Source organism: Cutibacterium granulosum (assembly GCF_900186975.1).
Lineage (GTDB): Bacteria > Actinomycetota > Actinomycetes > Propionibacteriales > Propionibacteriaceae > Cutibacterium > Cutibacterium granulosum.
The window spans coordinates 518,601-542,771 of sequence record NZ_LT906441.1 but is presented as its reverse complement, the minus strand read 5'-3'; the positions used below and the strand labels follow the sequence as shown (position 1 = coordinate 542,771).

The 24,171-nt window shown below is 65.4% G+C and carries 16 protein-coding genes; 7 read left to right on the top strand and 9 right to left on the bottom strand.

Annotated elements, in window-relative coordinates; genetic code table 11:
* Window positions 1-3 precede the first annotated feature (3 nt).
* The 3 genes from CKV91_RS02315 to galE form a co-directional block, all read right to left on the bottom strand.
* Complete coding sequence (locus CKV91_RS02315) at window positions 4-2,379, bottom strand: YhgE/Pip domain-containing protein (protein WP_065860778.1); 2,376 nt, start codon at window positions 2,377-2,379, stop codon at window positions 4-6.
* A complete protein-coding gene (locus CKV91_RS02310; RefSeq protein WP_065860779.1) occupies window positions 2,376-5,183 on the bottom strand; it encodes an MMPL family transporter in 2,808 nt (935 codons plus the stop codon). Before CKV91_RS02310 ends, CKV91_RS02315 begins: the two co-directional genes overlap by 4 nt.
* Window positions 5,184-5,530: 347 nt before the next feature.
* A complete protein-coding gene (gene galE / locus CKV91_RS02305; protein WP_021103691.1) occupies window positions 5,531-6,520 on the bottom strand; it encodes a UDP-glucose 4-epimerase GalE in 990 nt (329 codons plus the stop codon).
* A gap of 340 nt (window positions 6,521-6,860) precedes the next feature.
* On the opposite strand from galE, the gene CKV91_RS02300 reads away from it, so the two are divergent.
* The 6 genes from CKV91_RS02300 (at window position 6,861) to CKV91_RS02270 (ending at window position 14,444) form a co-directional block, all read left to right on the top strand.
* Window positions 6,861-8,375: a sensor histidine kinase gene (locus CKV91_RS02300; RefSeq protein ID WP_021105305.1), complete on the top strand. Its 1,515-nt coding sequence runs from the start codon at window positions 6,861-6,863 to the stop codon at window positions 8,373-8,375.
* Between the two features lie 86 nt (window positions 8,376-8,461).
* A complete protein-coding gene (locus CKV91_RS02295) occupies window positions 8,462-8,980 on the top strand; it encodes a hypothetical protein (RefSeq protein WP_065860793.1) in 519 nt (172 codons plus the stop codon).
* Window positions 8,981-9,201: 221 nt separating this feature from the next.
* Window positions 9,202-9,861, top strand: coding sequence for a response regulator (locus CKV91_RS02290; RefSeq protein WP_095140936.1), 660 nt, complete (start codon window positions 9,202-9,204; stop codon window positions 9,859-9,861).
* Between the two features lie 351 nt (window positions 9,862-10,212).
* Window positions 10,213-11,049, top strand: coding sequence for an ABC transporter ATP-binding protein (locus CKV91_RS02280; RefSeq protein ID WP_411430984.1), 837 nt, complete (start codon window positions 10,213-10,215; stop codon window positions 11,047-11,049).
* Window positions 11,049-13,601 carry an ABC transporter permease gene (locus CKV91_RS02275; protein WP_021105301.1) on the top strand — a complete coding sequence of 851 codons (2,553 nt, stop codon included), beginning with the start codon at window positions 11,049-11,051 and terminating at the stop codon, window positions 13,599-13,601. Before CKV91_RS02280 ends, CKV91_RS02275 begins: the two co-directional genes overlap by 1 nt.
* 387 nt (window positions 13,602-13,988) lie before the next feature.
* Window positions 13,989-14,444, top strand: coding sequence for a hypothetical protein (locus CKV91_RS02270; RefSeq protein ID WP_021103683.1), 456 nt, complete (start codon window positions 13,989-13,991; stop codon window positions 14,442-14,444).
* Here CKV91_RS02270 and CKV91_RS02265 read toward each other — a convergent pair.
* Window positions 14,423-16,120, bottom strand: a complete 1,698-nt coding sequence (locus CKV91_RS02265; protein ID WP_036977448.1) for a formate--tetrahydrofolate ligase — start codon at window positions 16,118-16,120, stop codon at window positions 14,423-14,425. The two genes, CKV91_RS02270 and CKV91_RS02265, sit on opposite strands and share 22 nt — an antisense overlap.
* Before the next feature lie 498 nt (window positions 16,121-16,618).
* Between CKV91_RS02265 and CKV91_RS02260 the strand changes: the two genes are divergently transcribed.
* Window positions 16,619-17,977, top strand: coding sequence for an MFS transporter (locus tag CKV91_RS02260; protein WP_021105298.1), 1,359 nt, complete (start codon window positions 16,619-16,621; stop codon window positions 17,975-17,977).
* A gap of 106 nt (window positions 17,978-18,083) precedes the next feature.
* Here the strand turns inward: CKV91_RS02260 and CKV91_RS02255 are convergent, their stop codons facing one another.
* The 5 genes from CKV91_RS02255 to CKV91_RS02235 all read right to left on the bottom strand — a co-directional run bounded on the left by CKV91_RS02255 (window position 18,084) and on the right by CKV91_RS02235 (window position 24,092).
* Window positions 18,084-21,911 carry a LysM peptidoglycan-binding domain-containing protein gene (locus CKV91_RS02255; protein ID WP_065860781.1) on the bottom strand — a complete coding sequence of 1,276 codons (3,828 nt, stop codon included), beginning with the start codon at window positions 21,909-21,911 and terminating at the stop codon, window positions 18,084-18,086.
* Window positions 21,908-22,423 carry a TadE/TadG family type IV pilus assembly protein gene (locus CKV91_RS02250; protein ID WP_021103677.1) on the bottom strand — a complete coding sequence of 172 codons (516 nt, stop codon included), beginning with the start codon at window positions 22,421-22,423 and terminating at the stop codon, window positions 21,908-21,910. The genes CKV91_RS02255 and CKV91_RS02250 overlap by 4 nt, the downstream gene beginning before the upstream one ends.
* Window positions 22,420-22,914: a TadE/TadG family type IV pilus assembly protein gene (locus CKV91_RS02245; RefSeq protein ID WP_021105295.1), complete on the bottom strand. Its 495-nt coding sequence runs from the start codon at window positions 22,912-22,914 to the stop codon at window positions 22,420-22,422. Before CKV91_RS02245 ends, CKV91_RS02250 begins: the two co-directional genes overlap by 4 nt.
* The gene (locus CKV91_RS02240; RefSeq protein ID WP_021103675.1) at window positions 22,911-23,096 is read right to left on the bottom strand and encodes a hypothetical protein; all 186 of its coding nucleotides are present in this window, start codon (window positions 23,094-23,096) and stop codon (window positions 22,911-22,913) included. The genes CKV91_RS02245 and CKV91_RS02240 overlap by 4 nt, the downstream gene beginning before the upstream one ends.
* Before the next feature lie 96 nt (window positions 23,097-23,192).
* Window positions 23,193-24,092 carry a hypothetical protein gene (locus CKV91_RS02235; RefSeq protein ID WP_065860782.1) on the bottom strand — a complete coding sequence of 300 codons (900 nt, stop codon included), beginning with the start codon at window positions 24,090-24,092 and terminating at the stop codon, window positions 23,193-23,195.
* Between the last annotated feature and the right edge of the window lie 79 nt (window positions 24,093-24,171).

The window sequence follows — 24,171 nt, the reverse complement described above, 5'->3', positions numbered from 1 at the left end:
CGCTCAGGCTTCGCTGGCGGTCAGCAGTTCCCTGGCACTGGTCTGACGCCGTCGCCCCACTGCGAGCAGACTGGCGATGAGGGCCGCCACCGCCCATATGACAACGGCCAGCAGGGACCCGAAGCTGGGATTGTTCCCGGCCACCACAGCCTGCTCCGCCTGCAAAGCAGGTCGCAGCGGGGAGATGGCGTCGACCCCGTGCACCGGGGCGGGGACGGTGCTCGCCAGCCCGGCAGCAACACTCGCCGTCACCAGGACGACGCTGATGAGCCGCCCCAGGCCATGCAACCAAGCGGCCAGGGCGTGGTTGATCAGGCCGAACATCGCCCCGATGAGGACCAGCAATCCTCCCAATCCGATCGACCGTGGTACCGAGAGACCCAACACCACCCCGCCGATGACCGTCAGGCCAATACTCACCGCGACGGTCACGATGACGCCGACCGACATCGTCCGGGCCAGCAGTCCCAGGGTCGAGCGCGCGGAACTCAGCGCCCCCGAGGGGATCGTGCGAGCCACCAGCCAGGTCGCCAGAGCAGCGATCCAGGCACCAAGGATGAGCAGAACCGCCACCGCGGCCACCGAGGTCGCAATGGCAGGCCCATCCCCATTGACGGGAGCGGACACGACGTCAGCCAGCTTGGTGCGGTCATTCTGAGAGTAGGTCGGCACCTTCTTGGCCCCGGCCGCAAGCTCACCGGAGAACGTGCCAGTGCCGTCGGTGAGTCTCTGGGCCCCACCATTGAGTTTCGTCATCCCGGACGCAAAGGTGTCGACCCCCGCGGAAGCCTTCCTCACCCCGTCAGAGAGGTGATTCACACCGCCGACGTACTGATTGACTCCCTGCTCGAGCTTCGAGGTCGAGGCGGCCGCCTTGGAGACCCCGCCGGTGTAGGCGTCAACACCATTGGCGAAGGTCACAGCCCCCGCGGAGAGCTTGGCCCCGCTTCCCTTGAGTTGCTGGGACTTGGCGGCCAAGGTCTGGGCGCCAGTGGCGATCTGATGGATGCCATCTCGCAGCTGGGCGACCTGGCCGACCACCTTGGGCAGTCCGGTACGTATCTCGACCGTGAACTTGTCGACACCCTGGGACAGCTGCGAGGAGCCGTCAGCCAGCTGGTCGATGCCGTCGTCGATGCTCATGCCGGAGTTGGGGTCCTTGACGGACATCGCCTTGACGGCCACCGCCGATCCAGCCCTCACCCCGAGGGCGTACCCGTCGGTCATGGCCTCGCGGACGAGAGGCAGCAGGTTCTGACAATCCTGTGCGGTGTGCCTCTGGGTGCAGCGTGCCATGAAGTCCGCCTCACCCTTGGACAAGGACTCCTTCTTGAGTTCGGCGGTCTTCTCCCCGGAGGCGTACTGACGAATCTCGGTGCGATATCCGACCAGGCCATCGGTGAATTGGTCGATGCCGTCCGCTAATTGGCTTGCCCCGTCGGTGAGTTGGTTGAGCTGGGAGGTGTCGATCTTGCCGGTGGCCGCGCTGACCTTCTGGTCCATCGTCGTCAGGCCAGCGGACAGCTGACCGATTCCGTCGACGACCTTGCCGGTGCCATCGGTGTAGGTCGCCACCCCGCTGGCCAGCACATTCGCACCGTCACTGAGCTGTTTGCCCTTGTCGGACAGAGCGCTGAGGCCACCCGAGAGCTGGGAGACGCCGTCAGTGAGCGTGCCCCCGTTGGCCTGCAACTGCCGGGCTCCACCACTGAGCTTCGTCATGCCGGTGGCCAGGGTCCTCGCTCCGGCGGCTGACGTCTTCGTGCCATCGGCAAGTTTCGTCGCCCCGTCATCGAGCTTGGCGGCGGCGTCGGCCATCGTGCCCATCCGCTGGGCGAACTGGTTGAAGCCGATGTAGACGTTCTCGAGATACCCCGAGGTCAGGGTGGTGTTGAGGGAACGTCGCGCCACCTGGGCAGTGAGGGCCGCGATGGTGGTGTCGGAGACCGGTGAGGTCTGGGAGGTGGTGATGTCGATGAGGGCCGGCCTGGCCTTGGTGGCGTCATTGGCCGAGTAGGAGGTGGCGTCGGCCGAGAAGGACTCCGGGATCGTCACGACCACCGAGTACGTGCCATCTCGCAATCCCCTGGCCGCCCCGTCAGCGTCGGTCAAGGTCCAGTCGACGGTGTGTCCGTCGGTGGCAGGAGAGCCGGAATCGACCAGTTCCGCGGTGAGCTGGCGTCCCATGGGAACCACCTGTCCACGGACCTTGACGGCCTTGTCCTTGTTGACGACCGCCGCCTTCACCTGATCCAGCCGGTCAGTGGTCCGCCAGGTCGTGCCAACCAGACCAGCCACCACCAACAGTGGTACGAGGATCAGGGCAACCACCGCCGGCCACCGCAACCTGATCGTGGAGTGGGAACGTTCGGTCATCATCGGGTACCTCCGAGGGACGGCTCGGGCTGATCGATCAGGTCATGGACTGTCTGTGGCTCCAGCCAGTCGATGCGGTCGGCTCGCTGGGCTCCCAGGATCACGGCGGCCTCACCGGCCTGGTTCACCTGGCGAATGAGGGCTTCCAGCTGATCGCGGTGAAACTGCTCGACGATCTGATCAGCGTGGTCAATGAGGAACAGACGCGGTGGGCGCCGCGGTGGATGGGTGAGAGCTGCCGTGGCTGCCTGCAGCTCATCAGTGAGGTCCTTGTCGGCGGCATCGACGAGCCACGCCACCCGACGCACCGCGGAGGCTCGCTCCGGGAGGAGACGTCCGCCCGACCTCATCCGACCGTGGTCGATGGCAAGTCGTCCCCCGACCGCGAGCAGCACGGCCGTGACCGGGTCCTGGGAACCCACGACGGCCTGCACCTCATGAGGCTCGACGTGCAGATCGAGGCCGGCGAAGAGACCGTCGACCCCGATCCCCTCGGCGTGCAGGGCCTCGGTGTGGTCAGGGGTGGGCCATTCTGCGAATTGCTCCTCGTGGGCAATCCCCTCCCCCTCGATGTCGAGTCGGGGCAGGCGGCGATCCAGCCATGTCGGCAGCCACCAGGCCTTGTCACCGAGCAGGCTCATGACTGCCGGGACGAGGGTCATTCTCACCAGGAAGGCATCAGCGAGGATACCGACGGCCAGGGCCAGGGCGATCTCCTTGATGGCATTCATGCCCTCCGGGATGAAGAAGACGAAGACCGAGACCATGATGACAGCGGCTGCCGTGACGACCTTGCCCGAACCGATGAATCCCCTGATCACCGAACCCTTGGCGTCACCGGTGTGGATGTACTCCTCGCGCATTCGCGACACCAGGAAAACCTCGTAGTCCATGGCCAGGCCGAAGAGGATGCCCATGACGACGATCGGCATGAAGGAGATGATCGGGACAGGACGGTCGAGGTTGACCACGGACAGGCCGATACCTCGGTTGAAAACCAGCTGCGCGGCTCCGAAGGCGGCCAGCACCGAGAGCAGGTAACCGATAGTTGCCTTGATGGGGACCGCGATCGACCGAAACACCACCGTCAGCAGCACCAGGCACAGCCCGACGACGAAGATTCCAAAAGGCAGCAGGGCGGCTCCCAGACGGTTGGAGACGTCGAGCTTGATGGCCGTCAGTCCGGTGACGGCGGTGTCAACCCCGTACTTGTCGTGCCATTCGGACTTGTGGTCGCGCAGTTCGCGAACCAGGTCACTGGTCGCCTCGTCGGTGGGACCGGTGGTCGGCAGCACCTGGATCATGGCTGTGTCGGCGTTCTGGTTCGGAACGGCCAGGGCGACAGTGTCGACGCCAGGAAGCTTCTCGATGTCGGCCTTGAGCCCGTTGACGATCTTCATCGGGTCGGTGGAGGTGACGATGTCGGCGGTGACAATGACCGGGCCATTGAATCCTGGTCCGAACTTCTTCTCCAGGGCGTCATAGGTCTGACGGGCGGTGTTGTCGGCGGGCAGTTCCGCGGCGGTGGGCAGGCCGAGGTGGAGGTCCTTCATCGGAACGGCCAGGGCCCCCAGCCCCACCACGACGACGAGGATGGTCACCAGTGGGACGCGGGTGACGGTGCGCACCCACCACCCGAAGATCCCGCCGGAGCGTTCTCCCTTGCCAACCGCAGTGGTGCTGGTCGACGGTGCGTCCCCACCAGCTGTGGCATTGTCGTCACTGTTCGCCCCGGTTGCCATCGCAGTTGGCTTCGACCCCCGTCCGCGACGAGATTTCCACGGGCGCAGTCTCTCTCCCATGAGCCCCATGAAGGCCGGCAGCATTGTCAGGGCGATGACAACCGCCAGAGCGACACCGATGGCAGCGAAGACGCCCATGACGGTGAGGAAGGGAATGTTGGCGATGGCCAGGCCAATGAGGGCGATGAGGACCGTCGTCCCAGCGAACACCACCGCCGAACCCGAGGTCGCAACGGCTCGGGCGGCCGATTCCTGCACCTCAAAGCCGTCACGCAACTGGTCGCGGTGACGCGACAGGATGAACAGGGCGTAGTCGATCCCAACGGCCAGCCCCAGCATGACGGCAAGCATCGGTGTGACTGAGTTGACCGTCGTGAACCGGGTGAGGATCGCCATGATCGAGTACGTGATCCCCACCCCGAGGACGGCGGTGATGATCGGCATCCCGGCTGCCACCAGGGATCCCAGGGTGATGGCGAGGACGACGAGGGCCACCCCGACGCCGATGACCTCGGTGATCGACAGGGAGGGCAGCATGGCCTCGAAGGCCTGGCCACCAACGTGGACGTGTGACCCCGACGGGAGGTCAGCCTGTATGTCGTGACTCACCTGTTGCAGGTCGTCACGCCCGGAATCGGGGAAGGTCACCGCGCTGACCTGTCCCAGTTCCACCTGGATGACGGCTGCGGTGTGATCCTTGTTGACCATCCCGGTGACGTACTTGCTCCACGGTGACGTCGCCCCCGTTACGTCCTTGAGGTCCTTGAGCTCCTCGACACCTCTCTCGATCCGGGAACGAATGGGTTTCGACGAGATGTCGGTGCCATCGGGCACGGTGATGACGACGTTGGCGCTCAACGCGGAGGCCTGCGGGAAGGTCACCCGGAGGTTGTCGTAGGCCACCTGGGAGGGGGCGCCCGGGATGGTGAAGGAGTCGTCGTAGTCGCCCTGCAGGGCGACCATCCCCACCCCAAGCAGGACCAACAGGCCCAGCCACAGGGCGACGACAGTCTTGGCCCTGCGGAAGCACCAGGCCCCAAGATCGTGAAGGAAGGAGGACATCATCACCCCGCAATGAACTCGTCCGCACACCACTCGATACAAGTATGTATTCGATGCGGTATCGAATCCGGTACAGCATCGTATTCAACGGTCGAGGTCCCCCAGGAGCGTCATACCCGTCGCCACCTTCGCCCGCATGGGTGTGCCGGGATCCACCGTCGAGGAGACCTGCGAGGAGACTGGTGTCACCTGCGAAGCCTTCTACCCCAACGTCATTCCAAAGGACGAGCTGTGCACGGCGGTGCTGAGCCGCACCGACAAGAGCCTGGCCGCCCTGGGACCACGGGCCGGGAAAACACCACTGGCCCCGCACGAGTGCGAGGCCAGTGACAGGTCGGGGATTCGGAAGATCAGTACCCCAAGATCTCCTTGCGACGGGGCAGCCAGGCGATGGCGTCACGGATGCCGTCGGCCGGGGTCAACTCCGCGCTCCAACCGAGCAGGTCCTTGGCACGGTGTGAGACGGTGTAGGCACCGGCGACATCTCCGGGGCGTGGTGGGCCGTAGACGACATTGAGAGCCTTGCCAGTACCTTCCTCGAAGGCCTTGACGAGCTCCTTGACGGTCACGCCGTTCCCGGTGCCGATGTTGAACACCTGGTAGGGCTCGTCGACGGTCACCTCGTCAAGGTGCTCCAAGGCGGCGACGTGGGCCTGGGCCAGGTCCCAGACGTGGATGAAGTCGCGGATGCCGGAGCCGTCTCGGGTGGGCCACTCGACACCCGTGACGGTGAAGGTGGAGTCCTCCATCCAGGCGTCGATCATCTTGCCGAGCACGTGGGTGGGGTGTTCGATCTGCTGGCCGGTACGCAGCTTGGGATCCGAGCCGATCGGGTTGAAGTACCGCAGGCTGAGGGCCTTGAGATCGGAGGCGTGGGCGGCGTCACGCAGGATGTGCTCCACCATGAACTTGGTGGTGGCGTACGGGCTGCCGGGGTCCAGCGCGGAGTCCTCGGTCACCTTGAACTCGTCGTCGGTGGCGTAGATCGACGCCGAGGAGGAAAACAGGATCCGATTGACGCCGTTGTGCTGCATACCCTGCAGCAGCTTGACCGTCTTGCCGACGTTGTTCTCGTAGTAGCCCAGCGGGTCGGCGACCGACTCGGGGACGATGATCCGAGCTGCGCAGTGCACGACGGCGTCGATGCCCTGCTCGGTGAAGACCCGGTCGAGCAAGGGCTGATCTGCGATGTCGCCCTCGTAGAAGGTCCGGTCCTTGACGAATTCGCGTCTTCCCGCCGACAAGTCGTCCAGAATGACGACCTCGTGGCCCGCTTCCTCACAGGCCGAGGCCACCGTCGACCCTATGTAGCCGGCTCCGCCGGTGATGAGAATCCGCATGAGTCCTCCGAATTGCTGGTGATGGACACCATGTTATGCGGTGCGATGCAGGGCCATGTACATCGGTGGCCGTGAATCCCCACGCCCGCGACCACCACACCTGCGAGGGCCCCATCATTGGTCGAAGGGCCTTGCAGTGCAGGTGCACGGGTTGCCCGGAGAGGCTGCGGCCGTCTCACCGACCCCACGGTCATCTCACCGACCCTCAGAATCCAGGGGAGCAGGAGCCCATGCCCGAGGTGCGTCGAACAAGGTGTGTCGAACAGGCCCCCAGCTGGCCGGCCGAGCCGTCCCGGCACGACGACCTGCCACCTTCCAGGGGCCACATAAACTGGAATCCATGGCAACCAACCGGATCGACCAGACGAGCGGTTCTGCTGACCCTGCCGACCTCACCGGATCCTCCCCCAGCAGCGACGAGGCTGCCACGCGCTCCCGGGAGTCGCATTCCCGCCCGCCCGGCCAGCCCAGCGCTCCCCGGGAGCAGGGCAGAACCGACCAGCAGGAGTCGCCGGCCAAGGGATCCTCCGGACGAGCCACGTCCTCGGTACGTGCCCGGTTGGGGCGTCTTGGGGTGAACCGATCCTCCGAGGAGCAGTTGTCGATCCCCGGGATGGAGGAGGTGCTCAACCCCACCGTCGACGACGGGCGCCCCACCGACCCGGAGCGGACCCTGTGGGTCGACATGACCCTCATCACGGTGTTGACGACCCTCACCATCGTGCCGTACCTGGCTGCAAGCATCCAGGCACCGATCCCCGAATATGTCGCCGCCCTCGTCTCGTCGATCATCATGGTGTTCAGCCTGTTGCTGCGTCGGGATCATCCGGGGGCGCTCATGGCCCTGCTGCTGGTTGGCGGACTCATCCAGCTCATCTTCGTCCCGTTCCCGGTGCTGTCGATCATTGCCGTGCCGATCGCCTCGTACGCCGTGGGTCGGTGGACGGCAGGGCGTCAGTCACGCATCATCCTGTGGCTCGGCACGATCGGTGCCATTCTGGGGCCGTTGCGCTGGCGGGACACTCTGGCTGCCGACTACGACTCCTCCGGCACCCCGTGGGTCATGTGGTTCCTCGCCACGACGGTATGTCTAGGCCTGGTCGTCACCCCCTATGCGGTGGGCAGACGACTGCGTGAGGCGGCGCTCATCGAGTCCCAGCAACGCATCGCCAAGGCCCAGCGGTTCCGGGCGATCCTCGCCGAGCGTGAGCAGGCAGCTCGCATGGCCGAGGAACGCACCCGCAACGACATCGCCCGGGAACTGCACGACATCGTCGCCCATTCCCTGTCGGTGATGATCGTGCAGGCCGAGGGCGGCAAGGCCCTGGCCACGAAGAAGCCCGAGGCGGCCATCGACGTGCTCGACACCATCGCCGACACCGGACGCGACGCCCTGGTCGAGATGCGTCGCATCGTCGGCGTGCTGCGTCAGGACCCGGATGCCAAGGCCGACTACGCCCCCTCCCCCGGCCTGGCCGACATCCCGGAGCTGGTGGCGAAGTCCGGACCACGCGTGCAGCTGCAGGTGCACGGGCAACGCCCCGAGGTGTCCCAGACGATCGGTCTGACGGCCTTCCGGGTGGTGCAGGAGGCCCTCACCAATGTGCTCAAACACGCCGGCCCCACCGCCCATGCGACGGTGGACGTCGACTACGGCCCACGCCTCATCACCCTGCGCATCGACGACGACGGCTATGGCGACGCGGTCAAGGGAGACGGGATGGGACACGGCCTGCAGGGTATGCGGGAGCGCGTCTCATCGATGGGTGGTGCGCTCACCGTGGGACCACGTGAGGAAGGTGGCTTCTGCGTCGCGGCAACCCTGCCGGTCGTGACGGACTCACGGTTGCGGTGAGACAGGGCTTTCCCAACTTCACGCGGACACCCCAGATCGAGTACCACGACGGCATCACGTGCAGTGGATGTTCGGACGATCGGGGTATGAAGTACCATCAATCTGTGTCGACTCGTAGCTCCGTGTGGTACCTGGATCGCGTGGTCCTCGTCCTGGCTGTGTCGCTGGGGCTTTTCGGACTGGTGGCGTGGGCAATCCTTCCGCCCTCCCAGGCGCCGCTGGGCACGTCCTTGGGCATCCCTGCCGCATCCTGGCTCGTGACGTTGGTCCTCGGCCTGGTACTGCGTCCGTTTCCCACCAAGCTGACCGGCAAGGTTGACGCCGACGAGATGGCGAATGCCATCGCCAGGAAGATGTCCATCGCGTGGCTTGGGACGACGTGGCCTGCGCTCATCCTGTTCGTCCTTGCGTTCCTGCTGCACCTGCCTCGCGCATTCGTCCTCCTCGGCATGATTGCCGACGGCGTGACGATGTTTCTCCTCCTTCACTCGACCGATCAGCGGCTGGAACAATTCGCCGAGACCTGGTGCGGCGACCAGTACGATCCGGCGAATCCAGAGATCGACAAGTTCCTGCACGACACGCCCCCTGCGAGCCTGTCCTGAGGGTGCCCGCCACCCGGCGACGACCGGGGAGGACTGCTGGGTTCGGGTTCCCCATGCCGGCCATTGCAGCCAGGCCCATTGGGCTGCCGTCACGCACGAGCGTCGGTGCCAGAGGTGACGGTGGGCACCACGATGGAACCCCATGACACAACGAACCACACCAGATCGTGACCCAGGCAGATACACTGGCGCCAACCACGAAGTCACCGGGAGGAATCACCATGGCCGAACCCATCCGCGTCCTCCTGGTCGACGACCAGTCCCTGGTCCGCTCGGGGTTCCGCATGCTCATCGATTCCGAGGATGACATGGCGGTTGTCGGTGAGGCGTCGAACGGCGCCGAAGCGTTGGAGAAACTGCGCACCACCGAGGTGGACGTCGCCCTCATGGACATCCGCATGCCGGTGATGGACGGGGTGGAGACCACCCGCAGGATTGCCGCGTCCAGCCTGCCCACCAAGGTGATGATCCTCACCACCTTCGACCTGGACGAGTACGTCTACGCTGCCCTCAAGGCCGGCGCCTCCGGGTTCCTCCTCAAGGACGCCCGCCCCGCCGAGCTGCTCTCGGCCATTCGTTCCGTGGCGGACGGGGAGGCGGTCGTGGCACCGTCTGCCACCAAGCGTCTGCTCGACCACGTCGTGCCCACCCTGCCCGCCGATCCCCATGCCGCCGACGAGCGGCTCGCCTCGCTCACCGACCGGGAGCGCGAGGTGCTGGTGGAGATCGCCAAGGGCGCCACCAATGCCGAGATCGCCCAGACCCTCTACATGGCCGAGGGCACCGTCAAGACCCACATCGGACGTCTGTTGAGCAAGCTGGACTGCCGCGACCGGGTGGGCCTGGTGCTGCTGGCCCACGAGGTCGGCCTGGTGCGCTGAGCGTGTGGTGGCAACTCCCCTACCAGCCACGCTTGCACACCCCCGTGGCCAACGCAGCCCCCGTGGTCAAGGAGGCCCCGCGGCGCACGCGCCCCTGCGCAGGGTTAGTTTGCGCAGGATTCAGCGAAACCGAGGGTCAGAACTCCACGTCGCCCTGAGTCGCGGCGCGATCCACGCCCAAGCTGCCCACGCCCAGTCTGCCCCGTCTCGAGGTGACCGGCTCGTGCCAAGCCGGCGGCATCCCCCCAGTGCTCATCCACCGGTATCGGCCTCGGCCACCCCACACCTTCCCCGGTCGGAGCCATTTTTCATCCCACGGAAGGATGTCGGCCACCCGGCTCGTTGCATACCGTGTGTGCCATGACGGCGAAAGACGCCTCTTCCCGACGAAAGGCCATCATGACCACACCACCGCGTTACGCAGTCAGCCCTGCAGATCCGGCAGCTGGCTCCTCGACGATCGCCCCCGACGCTGCCGCCGGCCTGCGGCTCAGCAAGGTGTACGGATCCGACGAGACCCGTGTCATCGCACTGGACCAGGTCGACGTACGTTTCGCCCGCGGCACCTTTACCGCGATCATGGGCCCGTCCGGATCGGGCAAGTCAACCCTCATGCACTGCTTGGCGGGCCTGGACACCATCACCTCCGGACGTGCCTTCCTCAATGGTCACGAGCTCAACACCATGCCCGACAAGCAGCTCACCAGACTGCGTCGTGAGGAGGTCGGGTTCATCTTCCAGTCGTTCAACCTGTTGCCGATGCTCACCGCCAAGCAGAACATCCTGCTTCCTCTGGAGCTTGCCGGCAGGAAGCCCGACAAGGAACTCTTCGACCAGATCGTGGATGAGCTGGGCATCGCCAACCGACTGGGGCACCGTCCCTCGGAGCTCTCGGGTGGTCAGCAGCAGCGAGTGGCCTGCGCCCGCGCCATGGTGACCCGTCCCTCGGTGGTCTTCGCCGACGAGCCGACCGGCGCCCTGGACTCCAAGGCCGGCACCCGTCTGTTGGAGTACATGCGCCACAGCGTCGACGACCGCGGCCAGACGATCATCATGGTCACCCACGACCCGCGCGCCGCGTCCTACGCCGACCGGGCGCTCATGCTCTTCGACGGCCATATCGTCGATGACTTCGAGTCCCCGCAAGCCGAAACCATCAGCACGGCCCTGGCCAGTCTGGAGGCGTGATGATCAGCCAAGCTCTCAAGGAAGTGCGCTACCACCCCGGCAGGGTGGTGGCCACCATCGTCGCCATCGCCATCTCGATCGGCTTCCTGTCGACGATCTCCATCTTCCTGCGCACCCAGGGCACCGCCGAGGGCAAGCGTCAGGCCATCTACAGTACGAGGGCCGACTCGGTCGTCACGGTCACCAAGGCCATCGAGAAGCCCGACAAGGTCACCAAGGCCATCGAGGACACCGACGGCGTCAAGGACGTCGAGCCGCTGTACAGCAGCTCGGGCATGGCCAGCCACAACGGCTCGGACGTCATGGGCACCAGCTACAGCACCCCGTCCGAGGGATTCCGGTGGTCGAAGCTCACCGAGGGAAAGTGGCCCGAGAAGCCCAACCAGGTCGTCGCCTCCAAGGACGGCGCCAAGAAACTCGACCTCAAGGTGGGCGACACCTTCAAGTTCAACGATCAGGACGCCACCTTGGTCGGCATCGCCGATGAGCCCAAGGCCCTGCTCAACGAGACCTTCTACGTCGACGGGCCGGGAGAATCGGACGACGGCGACGACAGCACCTGGTTGGTGCACGTCAAGCCGGGGTCCGACGCCACTGCCGTCAACAAGGCGATCGTCAAGAACGTCGCGGGCGTGCAGAAGTTCGACACCAACGACCCCGTCACGGCACAGACCGCCAAACAGTTCCAGGACGCGTCGATCAAGGATCTCATCGGCAGCTTCGACGTCACCAAGTACGGCCTCATGATCTTCGGTGCCATCGCATTGCTGGTGGGGGTCATCATCATCAGCACGACCTTCGGCATCCTGCTGGCGCAGCGTCGCCGTCAGATCGGCCTCATGCGTGCCGTGGGTGCTTCTGGAGGGTACGTGCGTCGCATGGTCCTCGGGGAGGCCATCGTGCTCGGCGTGCTCGGCTCCCTGTTCGGCATCGTCCTGGGCATCGTGCTCTCCCTCATCGGTGCCGCCCGCACCGGTGCCCTGTGGTTCGGTCTGAGCTGGCCGGTGGGTGAGCTGGTCGGTGAGTTCCTCATCGGCGTGCTCATCACGGTCCTGGCTGCTTTCCTGCCCGCCATCAGGGCCACTCGGGTGGCTCCGTTGGAGGCGCTGCGCCCGGTTCCCACCGTGGAGGAGCGTAGGAAGGCGTCGATCGCACGCATCATCGTGTGCTCACTGCTGTTCCTCATCGGTGTCGGGCTGTCGGTGCTCACCTTCCACGTCGAGAATCAGGCATCCATCCCGGTGGCCATCGGCTCGGCGATATTCCTGTCGATCGCAGTGCTTGCGGCGGCCCCGCTGTACGTGCCCAGTCTCATCAAACTCTTCGGACTGGTCATTCGACCGTTCGGTCCGACGGCACGGCTGTCGACCTCCAACGCAGTGCGCAACCCGAGCCGCACCTCATTGACGGCCGTGGCCCTCATGCTGGCGGTCGGCCTGTCGATGACCCTGCAGATCGGTACCGCGACCATGCGCTCCACGGGCGATCGAATGATCGAGGAGCACTTCCCGGTCGACATGCAGGTGTCGATGAAACCCGCCGACGTCGACGAGTCCGGTCCGGATGGGGAGCACGAATCCGGCGTCCGTGTGTCGTCGGGGGCCGATCAGGGCACCGACTCCGCGGGGAAGGCCCCGGTACTCCCCCAGAACGCGCTGCGCACGATCGACGACCTGCCCAATGTCACCACACAGCTGCATCTCGAGAGCACGCTGGCCGACCTCGGCGACAAGGACAAGGCTTCGTACGAGAGTTCCACGGTCGTCTACGGCACCGAGAAGGACAAGATGTCGCAGATCAGCGACGTCGTCTCCGAGAAGCTGGATGACAACGTCATCTTGGTCAACGAGAACTCGCAGTTCAAGAAGGGCGAGAAGATCAAGGTCAAGGGATCGAAGGGGACGGTCGAGCTCTCCGTCGCGAAGGTTCCCGGTGTCCTCGACTTCGGCGAGGCCCTGACCACCAGATCCACCCTCGACCGGCTCTCCGCCGATCAGCAGGTGAGCGCGGTGTGGATGAAGATGCAGGACCGCACCAACATGACCTCGGTCATGGAGCGGCTCACGCCCCTGATGTCGACCCCGGGCATCGGCATCAGTGGTGGCTTTCCCACGGCCGGAATCCTCGACAAGATCTTGGACGTCATCCTCATGATCATCACGGCCCTGCTGGGCGTGGCAGTGCTCATCGCCTTGGTGGGTGTGGCCAACACCCTGGGCCTGTCGGTGCTGGAGCGACGCCGCGAATCGGCGTTGCTGCGGGCCATGGGCATGCAGAAGCGCAGTCTGCGTCTCATGCTGCTCCACGAGGCCCTGCAGACCAGCTTCGTCGGGGTGTTCGTCGGAGTGGTCGCCGGTGGATACTTCGCCTGGTTGGGGATCTCGTCGATCTTCCGGGCTGCGGGCACCAATGTGCAGGTGCAGTTCGGCGTCGACTGGCCGTGGGCGATCGGACTCGTCCTCATCTGCATGGCGGCCGCTGCGTTGGCGTCGATATTGCCGGGCAGCCATGCCGCCCGGACGGCACCGACCGAGGCACTTGCCGAGGAGTGAGTCTGCAAAGCTGAATGGTGGGTGACGCCGCTGCCACCGTGATGGCGACCCGCACCACCTGACGATGATCGTGGTGGCGTCATCCACACCAGAACAGCTCTTTCGACGCATGACTGGCCCGGCCCCGAAAAGGGGTCGGGCCAGGTGCCGTGTCCGCCTCCCCCTCGGACCGGAGTCGGGTCGAGACGAACAACGCGTACCCGGCAGCACGAGGATCGAGCAGACACCTCGTCCACACCCCTGCGATGAGTTCGGCAATGCCCACGATCCGGTGGGGACACATGGCGTGGGAATCATGACAGTGCCTCTTGCCAGTTCGGCATTGACCACACCTGCATGGCGTTCAGGACGTCACTTGGCTCGGGGGCAACCTCTACACTGGCAGTCGTGACCCACGTCTGGAAGATCCTCATCGCAGCGGCAACGCTGTTCCTCCTTGCCATGGCCGGGCTGCTGTTCGTTCTGGCTGACCGCAACCAGACGTTCCTTGCCACCGGCGATCACATCACCGGAGTCGTCACCCAGACCAGCACCGCTTCCCGGCTGTGTGAGGATCCCTGGCAGCGGACCAGGCGGCGTGCCTGCACTGTGGCTGCCATCACGTACCACGATGAGGGGCACGACGGGATCCTCCTGTCCCCGCCGCTGTCGAACGGTCAGCTCTCCCAGGGTGATCGCGTCAACTTGGTCATCGACCGGCAGGGGCACGACGTTGACGACGACATCGTTGCCCTGGACAAGCCGCTGGGCATCAAGTACCGGATGGTTCCGTGGTTGTTCGTCGCTGCAGCCGTCGGCGTGGCCGGCTGGGGCGTGCGCTCTCAGAAGAGGCCGACGACCTGACCGTTGTCGTCGATGTCGATGCGTTCGGCAGCCGGATGGGCTCCCAGTCCGGGCATGGTGCGCATGTTGCCGCAGATCGCGTAGACGTACCCGGCGCCCACGGCAGCGCGCACCTCACGCACCGGCAGACGCCAACCGGTGGGACGACCCTTGAGCTGGGGGTCGTGGGACAGCGACAGGTGGGTCTTGGCCATGACGACGGGAAGTCGACCGTAGCCCAGCTCCTCGAAGTGGGCGAGGTCCTTGGCGGCCTGCGGCGAGATGTCGATGCCGTCGGCCCCGTAGACCTCGGTGGCAATCTTCTCGATCTTGGTCTCCAGACTGTCGGCCAGGTCATAGGTGTACCGAAAATCGGTGGGTTGGTCACAGGCGTCGACGACGGCGCGGGCCAGCTCCATGGCTCCGTTGCCTCCATCGACGACGTGGGTGGAGGCGGCGAAATGGGCACCTTCCTGCTCGGCGACACGGCGCACCGCATCGATCTCGTCGTCATGGTCGTCGGGGAAGACGTTGAGTGCCACGATCGGCGACACTCCGAAGGTGCGGACGATCTCGATGTGCTTGCGCAGGTTGTCGGCACCGGCGAGTACGTCTTCGGGGCTGTCGGCAAGCATGTCGGGGGGTAGTGGTTTCCCGGCGACGACCTTGTAGCGTCCCGAGTGTGCCTTGAGGGCGCGAACCGTCACCACCAGGACGGCGGCGTCGGGGTGCAGGCCAGAGGTGCGGCACTTGATGTTGAAGAACCGTTCGGCTCCCATGTCGGCACCGAATCCGGCCTCGGTGAGCAGGAAGTCACCGCACCTGCTGCCCACCTGGTCGGCGATGACCGAGGAGTTTCCGGTGGCGATGTTGCCGAATGGTCCGGCGTGGACGAGCACCGGGGTGTTCTCGGTGGTCTGCAGCAGATTGGGTTTGATGGCGTCCTTCATGATGACGGTCATGGCACCTGCCGCATGGAGGTCCTCGGCACTCACCGGCTCACCGCTGCGGGTGTAGGCGACGACGATGCGCCCCAGCCGGGCTCGTAGGTCGGCCAGCGAGGTGGCCAGGGACAGGATGACGCCAACCTCGCTGGCTGCGGTGATGTCGAATCCGGTCTGCCGGGGCACACCGTCGATCCTGGATCCCAGACCGACGATGGTGTTGCGCAGGGCCCGGTCGTTGACGTCGACCACGCGACGCCACGAGATGGAGTGCGGTTCGATGTCGAGGGCGTTGCCCTGGTGCAGGTGATTGTCGATCATTGCCGCCAGGAGGTTGTGGGCGGCGGTGATGGCGTGGAAGTCGCCTGTGAGGTGCAGGTTGAGCTTCTCCATGGGGAGCACCTGGGAGTATCCGGCCCCGGCAGCGCCGCCCTTGATGCCGAAGGTCGGCCCCATCGAGGGTTGACGCAGGGCGAGCATCGTCTTCCGACCGATCTTCTCGAGTCCCTGGGCCAGTCCGACTGCCGTCGTCGTCTTGCCCTCCCCCAGTGGGGTGGGGGTCACGGCGGTGACGACGACGTACTTGGCACGGGGGCGTCCCTCGTGGGCCTGCTCGATGTCCAGGGACACCTTGGCGACGTCGCGGCCGTAATGCTCGAGGTAGCTCTCCGGGATCGAGGCCCGGTTCGCAACGTGCTCAATGGGCTCGAGGCGAGCCTCCCGGGCGATCTGCAGATCCGACTTCATTGCCATGTCCTCCATATCGTCGTTGCCTGGTCGTCGCCTGTCGGCGCGGTACTGGTGACCCTACTGCCCAATATCGTAGGTGGATCCGACACGGGGCGACGTCATCCCCCCGGCTTGCACCATCCGATTCTGAATGTGGATCACGTACCGCCGCATGTGTTGGCAGCAGACCTCATCCTGCTGCACCGTATCCTGCCGTACCGTGGCGGTTCGGTGACACAACACGGCGCGTCACTCCGTTGCTCCGGCTGCTCGACCAGCGTCGTCACGTCATGGGATCCGCGCACATCCAGACGTCGGAACGTCTGCCCGGCGGAGCTCATGTCGCGCAGTGCCATGATCGGATTTCCTGCTCGCGACTTCTTGGTCTTCCGGCGGAGGCACCAGGAGGCCCGCAGCCATGGGTTCTCGGCAGCCTCGTGACACCCTCGTGGTCGCACATCCCATACTTTTCTGGCACGCGTAGGATCGTCTCAGCCGACATGTGTCGACGAAGGAGAGTTCGTGTTCTGGCAGAACCTCAAGTGCCTGTGGCGTCACCCCAGGTTCCGCAGGATCCTTGGGGTACGCATCTTCACCCAGGCTGCGGACGGCACCCTACAGGTGGGCATGGCCTCCTACGTCCTGTTGTCGCCGGAGCAGCAGCCGGACGCGTGGTCCATTGCCATGGTGCTTGCCATCACGCTGCTGCCCTTCTGTCTGCTCGGCCCATTCGTCTCCTTGGTGCTGGATCGATGGTCACGGCAACGCATCCTCGTGGGAACGGACGGTCTGCGTTGCCTCATCGCCCTGATGCTGGGCGTACTGGTGTGGAACGGCGCACGCGACAAGGCCTCCCACATCGCCCTGCTCATCCTGCTGCTGGTGGCGATGAGCATGAACCGTTTCCTGCTCACGGCACTCACTGCCGGGCTGGAACACACCATTGACAAGCGCGAATATCTGACGGCCTCGTCGATCATGCCGATCATCGGGCCGCTGGGGCTCATGCTGGGTGCCGTCATCGCGACTGCCGTGCGCCTGATCGCCGGCCGACACATGCCGGTGCATCATGCCGACACCATCATCTTCGTCATCTCGGCGACGCTCTTCGCATTCTCGGTGGGTCTGGGCATGCGATTCGACCGTTGGGAGCTCGGACCGACCCGCATCGATCGCAGCGAGCGTGCCTCCGACGTGTTGCGCTCGGCCCTGGAGGGGTTCCGTCACTGCGCCAAGCTGCCCACGGTACGTACTGGGTTGACGTTCATCGGCGTCCAGCGGGTGCTGTTCGGGGTGTACTCGGTGGCAATGATCCTCGGTTACCGCAATCTGCTGCACGCCCAGACCGACATCAACGGGGCGATGGGCGACATGATGGTGTGGGGTGTCGTCATGGGAACGGGGATCGTGCTGTCGGCGGCATTCATGCCCCCCTTGGTGCATGGCATCGGTATGCGGCGGGCCCTGACCAGTCTCATGGTCGCCACCGCCGTGGTGCAGGTGTTCCCCGGGGCGATCATCAATCGATTCGCCCTGCTCATTGCGTCGTTCTTCATCGGTGTGTTCGCCCAGTCGGTCAAGGCGGGCACCGACACCATCTGTCAGGCCCACGTCGCCGACGCCTTCAAGGGGCGTGTCTTCATCGTCTACGACATGGTCTACAACGCAGCCTTCGTCGGCGGATCCGCGCTGGCTGCAGCTCTCGTCCCCGATGAGGGCATGTCCACCCCGCACCTCCTGGGTCTGGGTGGGGCGTACCTGCTGCTGGGGATCGGTTTCCTGCTGCGCACCCATCGGTACGGCGATACGGAGTTCAATCGGGGCACTGCCCTGGGCGGGGAACCACTGGCCATCCAGGAGACCCTGCACGTGGAGGACTGACCTTCACGGGAGGACTGGCAATGCCCGACGTCGTGCTGACTCCACGACGTCGTGCCGAACGCCTCCAGCTGCGGGACCGACCCCGACGTGGCATTGGCTCACCGCCTCACACCACTCGGGTACGTGGTCGTCCCTCCATCACCTCCTGGAGCACGGTGACGGTCTCGTCCGACAGGTCGACGCCGATGCGACGCGCCTGGCGCGCCAACAGGTACACCAGACGTTCCGTCTCACAACGATCATCGGCCAGGTGAGCGATACGGATCTGTGTGGTGAGCAGCACCTCATCCTGGGGGCACGCACTCAACGCTCGATTCACGGCGCGTCGGGCTCCGTCGAGATCACCTTCGGCCATCCGACGCCGAGCCAGCTCGGCCCCGATGTCGCGGATGGTCTGCACCATCTCCAGCCGCCATTCCTCAGCCCACAACCACTGCCCAGGGGCGGCATCGGCAAGTGGTGCACCGCGCACCAGGTCCAGGGCTCCGGCAAGTGCCGCATCGGTGGCACGGGCCACTCCAGCGGTGATGAGGACCTCGAGATGCTCCCAGTCGGTGGTGATCTCGTCACAGAGCCGCAGACGCCCGTCATAGGCGTCAGCCAGATAGGGCTCGCCAGAGTCGTCATTGCCCAACCATCGTCGCAGTCGGGACAGATTGGATCGTCGGGTGGTTTCGGCAACCAGCAAACTGTCGGACATCTGGGTGGAGCGGGCCCCGGGATGGGCCAGGATCCACGCCGCGTACTCCAAGCACTGGCGTCTGGCCTTGCTGGGGGCCTGGCCACGGGCACCGACCAGGTCGACCGGGCCCAACAGCCGTAGCACAGGGCTGGGCCCGGCACTGGATGATGGATTGGTCGTCATCGTGTCCTCCAGAAGTACCTTGCCAGTGATGGGTTCAGGTCGTCGTGTCCGTGCCGGCTCTCGGTCTGGTGGCTCGTCCACGCCGTGAGAAGGTTGGAGAAGAGCGGTCCGAGGCGGGTCCCCGCCGGTTTCACCCTTGCCAAGGACCTCGCCTGAACTGTCCGGGGTGAGTTCATCCGGTCCGGGAGACCCTTGAGGAGACCCGTATGCCGTCCTGTCGTCCCACCACGGGGCTGGCTCATCTGCCTGTTGACCAGTGAGCTCGACCAGGTCGACTATGGCCCGTCTCATGGGACGATCGACGCCCTGCACCTCGAAGGTGGTTCGTCCCATCTGCCCGACGAGCTGGCTGGCACTTGGTCGGGTTCGTTCCGCAGCACCCGGACGTTCCCGTCCAGCTCGTTCCGCGACGTGAATGACCAGTCCACCGGATGCCGATCCGAGGTGGACGAGCACCATGCCAGCAGCCCGGACCGCCGCAACGTCGTCAACGTCAATCGGCTCGTCGGCAAGGATGACGCGCATCACCTCAGGTGCTGCCATGTCATGCGAGTGGGGGTGGGGCCGCGAGGCCCACCACGGCAACGCCCGGCTCACCTCGTCGATGGTCATCGGCTGGACGTCCTCGATCCCGGTCTGGGCGAGCCAGCGCAATGACTCCCCCACCACGATCACGTCGACCCCGCTGCTCCACCTCGAAGCCACCAGGCACAGGCCGATCGCCGCCACCAGACTCTGGCAGGGCCTATCGGGGCCTTCGACCGTCACCAGACCCGGGGAATCGGCAAGGTCCATGAGCATCGGGGTACCGTCGAGTCGCTGGCCAAGCACGACGGTCGTTGCCGTGAGTTCATCACCCGTCTGTCCGGACAGCTGACCTGGCAGTGCCCCATTGGAGGAACACGATGCCTCCACACTGGAGACCTCGTGCTCCGCCATGTCATCGTGCTGGAACGCCTCGGTACCGGGATCATCATCGACATTGCCGTCCCGTACGTCGCTCGCATGTTCCGGCTCCGTGGTGTCGTCAGGCTCCTCGAGTCCCTCGGTCATGGAGCGGATCAGTTCGCTGGCCGCCGTGGTACGGGCATGCCACGGCGCATCCGGGGTATCGGTGACCTCACTGGTTGGGTCGATGGACATGCTGATCTGATCCTCGGGCACGATGACCGGGCCTCTCGCCTCGGCCGACGCCCAGCTGTCTGCAGCCGTCTCGCCCGTGGTCCCAGCCCCATCAGACCCAACGGCTCCGGCTGCGTCCAGGAGCTGCTTGGTCCGTTGCCGTTCCTCGGGCACGGCCGGAATCCTCCTACCCACCTTGCGACTGAAGAGCTGCTGCCGACGTCTGCTCACCAGTGCCCCCGAGATGCCACCAGCCAGGAACAGGCTCATCCCGGACAGGGCTCGCACGAGCAGCTCGGAATCCGCCCCAGTACCATCGCCGTCCCGGGGCAACCCACCGGTGGGGTCCGACCCCACAGCACGTGACGCAGCTGTAGCGGGCGTATCGCCACTCACCCCTGCGGTGGGTCGAGGTGATGACCCGACCTCTGCAGCAGACGATGCCGTGGCTCCCTGGGCACCCGCAGAACCGGTCTGTGAAGGCACACCTGGCGCCAGCGGTATCCGTGTCCCGGCATCAGTCGACGACGTCTCCCTGTCAGCAGAGGTTCCACCGACACCCCCCGGGGTCGGAACCAGTGGTGTGGGGGCCCGCGTGCCGGGTGCCGTGGTGGCGGAATCCATCTCGTCACGGGGTCCGTGGGAGGCTTCTGGCCGTGCCGGACGGGCAGATTCAGCTCCTTCGGAAGCAGTCGTGCGGCTGACAGCCGACTCGTGCGTCCTACCACCATCGTGCCGTGCCGTTCGGTGTGCCGTACCGGCATCCTGCCCGGACGCATGTTCCTGCGAGGTGCACGGCACCGTGAGCTGCCATCCCACATCGATGACGTCGGGATCGGTGACGAGATCACGATTGAGCTGCCAGATCTGTGGCCAGGCATCGGCATCTCCCAAATGTTCCCGGGCAAGCTTGCTCAAGGTGTCGCCCCGGTGCACCACCACCTTCGTCGTCGAGGGATGGGAGGGGGACGAGTCGGATGACAGCGCAGCTGCCGAGTCGGTGCTCGGGGAGGCAGCCTCCGCAGTGGCGCCACCGGTCGCCGCAGAGTCGGTACCGGAGAGGTCTCCTGCCCCGTGTGCAGGATCAACGGTCGTACCGGTGTTCGGAAGATTCCATGTGGCAGCAGCGGGAGCGGACGTGGTGGAGATGGAATCTGAGAATGTGGTGCCCGCGTCGAGAGTGTCGGCTCCCGGTGCGGCTGGGTCGTACGTACCGAGACCGTGCATGCCGGCGCGCGGCAGCTTGATCTGGTCACCCACCGGCAGATGCTGCACATCCATCCCCGAGTTGGCCCTGGCGATCTGGTGCCAGGCAGTCCCCTCGCCGTAGACACGCTCCGCGAGACTCCACAGGTCGTCCGTGGCACTGATTCGATACATGTCGTAACCGGGTTCTGCAGTCATCTTCCGGGCAGGCCCCGACGCCCGTGCGGAGTCGGGTTCCGTGAACTCCATCGGCCGGTTCTGGGATCCCCGCAGCTTGCGGCTGACGCTCGCACCCGTCCCAGATAGTCCCGGGACGCCTTCCTGCACCGTCGTGTCGTCTCGCGTCTGCTGAGCGATGCCGACCGTTGCGACAGTGATGTTCTGCTGTGTGGGGCAGTTGCCGCGTGCCGCCGGCGCGAGGATGGCGAGGCTTGCCACCAGAAGTCCCGCAGCCAACCCCTGGACCAGGGAGAGCCCGGGCAGGGTGACATGCACGCGACTGTGAGTCGCCAGGGCGACTGCCTCGATGACGACACTCAGGGTGAAGACGAACCATGCCGCCCACCCAGTGATGGTCACCAGCCCCAGGACGATGGTGCCGTCATCAGGACTCATGAGTGCCGAGGGGCTCAGCCGCGCCAACCCGTCCAGACGTCCCCAGGCCAGCAGGGCCGTGGGGCTTCCGATGACGAGAGCAGCGAGCAGAAGGGTTGAGCCCACCGATGTGATGAGACGTTTCATGGTGTGCGCTCCCGGTGACTGTCGACGGGAGCCTGTGCGCTCCCATCGACGTGGATGGATCCGGGTAGTGGCAGCCCAAGATCCGACAAGGACACGGTGCAGCTCACCGAGGCACTGACGCTGCCACGAGTGCCGACCCGTCTGGAGAAGGTGTCTGCGGCAATGTGCAGTGACGCTCCCCGGCATCGTGTTCCGGCCAGTTCGGCGGATCCAGCCTCAGTTCCCGCAGTGACAGCCTGGCCGGATGAATGGGCCATGGCCGCCGTCCGTGCCGCGGACTGGGAGGCTGACTGCACGTCGGCTCGAGCCTGCCAGACTCGCCAGGAAGCGGTCGCCGCGGACACGATGAGAATGACCAGCGGCAGCAGAAGCACAGCCTCCACCGAGACCGCGCCACGCTGCCGGTGACGTGGTCCTCGACTCCCCGGGACACGAAGGTGTTGCCACGAGCCGGTCATCATTCGAGTGCTCACCCCGGTTGCACTTTGCTGAGACGTTCCGATGCGAATCATGTTCCCTCCTTGGGAGCCACGGCATGGGCACGCACGGTGGTGAACCGCCCCGCCGGGAAGAACCTCGCAGCCTGCACGTCGACGTCGACTCGGACGATTCGTGCGTGACGGTCGGTGTGCACGTGCAGCTGGGACACCCCCGATCCGGCGCAGACCTGGCTGGCAGCCCGGGGCGCATCGGAGGGAGTCGAACCCAACATGGCATCGGCATGTACAGCGGCTCGAGCAGCCTCGATGGCCACCGATCTGGCCTGGAGGACCAGAACTGTCTGGATGGCAGCGGCAATCGCCATCATCACCACCGGCCACACCAGGGCCCACTGCACCGATTCCGACAAACCCCGCTCGTCGCGCCTGGTGACCCGGGTTTCCCGTACCGGTCGTGCCCGGAACAGGTGTGCTCGGGAAAGACCCGTCCACAGCGAATTCATTCGGGACGTGCCCACCCAGGCACGAGCCGACGTGGCCCAGGTCACCAAGAGCGGATTCACTTGGGCAGGTGCTTCGACACGTAACCAGTGATGACCGAGACGACGATGGTGGCGATCGCCACGGCTCCGAGCAGCAGGACGGCGTTCTCGGTTGACTGGCTCAGGCCCCGTTCGTCTCGTGATGATGGCTGACCGGTGAGGACGGGCAGTGCGGAACCGAGCAGGATGTGAATCTGTTTCATGATGTCTCCTCATGGGTGTGGTGATGGTTGGATTCCTGTGAACCTCGCCCGGATTGACGAGGGGTATCGGGGTGGCCGGAGGGGCGGTGAAACTTCTCATGTGCCCACTCCGGCCAGGGTGAGCATCGCGGGGGTGAGCAGCACCAGCCCGAAAACCAGGACTGGCACCACCATCCACACCGTCATGGACTCGCTGACTCGCTGGGCCGCGACCTTCTCACGAGTGAGGTGGGCGTCACGCATGTCGGCGACCCGGGCCCGCAGCACCTGTGCCAAGGAGGCGCCCTGGTCATCCAGACGTAACACCTCGGTGAGTTCGGCAAGTTGCGGCAGGTCAAGCTCTCCAGCGAGCGCCTCCAGCCCGGACCAGGGAGGTTTCTGCTCCAGTCGGGAGCGCTCCAGACTCGAGCGAATACGCACCAGAACCGAGTGGTCGCTGATGCCACCGGCTATCCACAACGACTTGGTCGACGACTGGTTGGCGAGCCGTGCCAGAGTGACGAGATCGACGAAGGTGAGGATTGCCTCGACGGCGTCCTGCTGCACCTGCACGCGAGCCGAGCGCAGCCGCAGCAGCGGGACGAACCAGCCGGTGACGCCGGCGACGAGGCTGGCGAGGACGGGGATCGTCCACGTCCCCATGCCCAGACTGGGGAGAACCTGCACCAGGACCGGGATCAGCACCCCGCCACCGGCCCACACGCACCGTTCGACGGTGAAATCGTTCAGCGATCGGCCTTGCAGAGCCAAGGTACGGTGCACATTCCTCGGCACCGCTGCAACACGTTGTCCAGCCAACCACGACATCCACCTGTCGAGGGGACCGGTGTGGCTGGGAGCCGTGGGCTGGTTGGCCTCTGCTGCCCCGGGATTCACGACGGCGTCCACGGCATCGCCGAGCTTGAGTGGGACTCGGCGTGTCCCGGCAAGGATGAGTACTGGAGCAAGCAGCACCACGGATCCACACAGGATCAAGATGGTCATGGGCTCAGACATCGCGTGCCTCCCAACCCCCAGTGGCTCCACCCAGTGCGGGAACCTCGAGTTCCGGATGGCCAACCCCGCGAACCGGCGG

Bases quoted from the DNA above. Each gene is read 5' to 3' on its own strand.
- CKV91_RS02315 (WP_065860778.1), bottom strand. From the start codon at position 2,379: ATGATGACCGAACGTTCCCACTCCACGATCAGGTTGCGGTGGCCGGCG.
- CKV91_RS02310 (WP_065860779.1), bottom strand. From the start codon at position 5,183: ATGATGTCCTCCTTCCTTCACGATCTTGGGGCCTGGTGCTTCCGCAGG.
- galE (WP_021103691.1), bottom strand. From the start codon at position 6,520: ATGCGGATTCTCATCACCGGCGGAGCCGGCTACATAGGGTCGACGGTG.
- CKV91_RS02300 (WP_021105305.1), top strand. From the start codon at position 6,861: ATGGCAACCAACCGGATCGACCAGACGAGCGGTTCTGCTGACCCTGCC.
- CKV91_RS02295 (WP_065860793.1), top strand. From the start codon at position 8,462: ATGAAGTACCATCAATCTGTGTCGACTCGTAGCTCCGTGTGGTACCTG.
- CKV91_RS02290 (WP_095140936.1), top strand. From the start codon at position 9,202: ATGGCCGAACCCATCCGCGTCCTCCTGGTCGACGACCAGTCCCTGGTC.
- CKV91_RS02275 (WP_021105301.1), top strand. From the start codon at position 11,049: ATGATCAGCCAAGCTCTCAAGGAAGTGCGCTACCACCCCGGCAGGGTG.
- CKV91_RS02265 (WP_036977448.1), bottom strand. From the start codon at position 16,120: ATGGCAATGAAGTCGGATCTGCAGATCGCCCGGGAGGCTCGCCTCGAG.
- CKV91_RS02255 (WP_065860781.1), bottom strand. From the start codon at position 21,911: ATGAAACGTCTCATCACATCGGTGGGCTCAACCCTTCTGCTCGCTGCT.
- CKV91_RS02250 (WP_021103677.1), bottom strand. From the start codon at position 22,423: ATGATTCGCATCGGAACGTCTCAGCAAAGTGCAACCGGGGTGAGCACT.
- CKV91_RS02240 (WP_021103675.1), bottom strand. From the start codon at position 23,096: ATGAAACAGATTCACATCCTGCTCGGTTCCGCACTGCCCGTCCTCACC.
- CKV91_RS02235 (WP_065860782.1), bottom strand. From the start codon at position 24,092: ATGTCTGAGCCCATGACCATCTTGATCCTGTGTGGATCCGTGGTGCTG.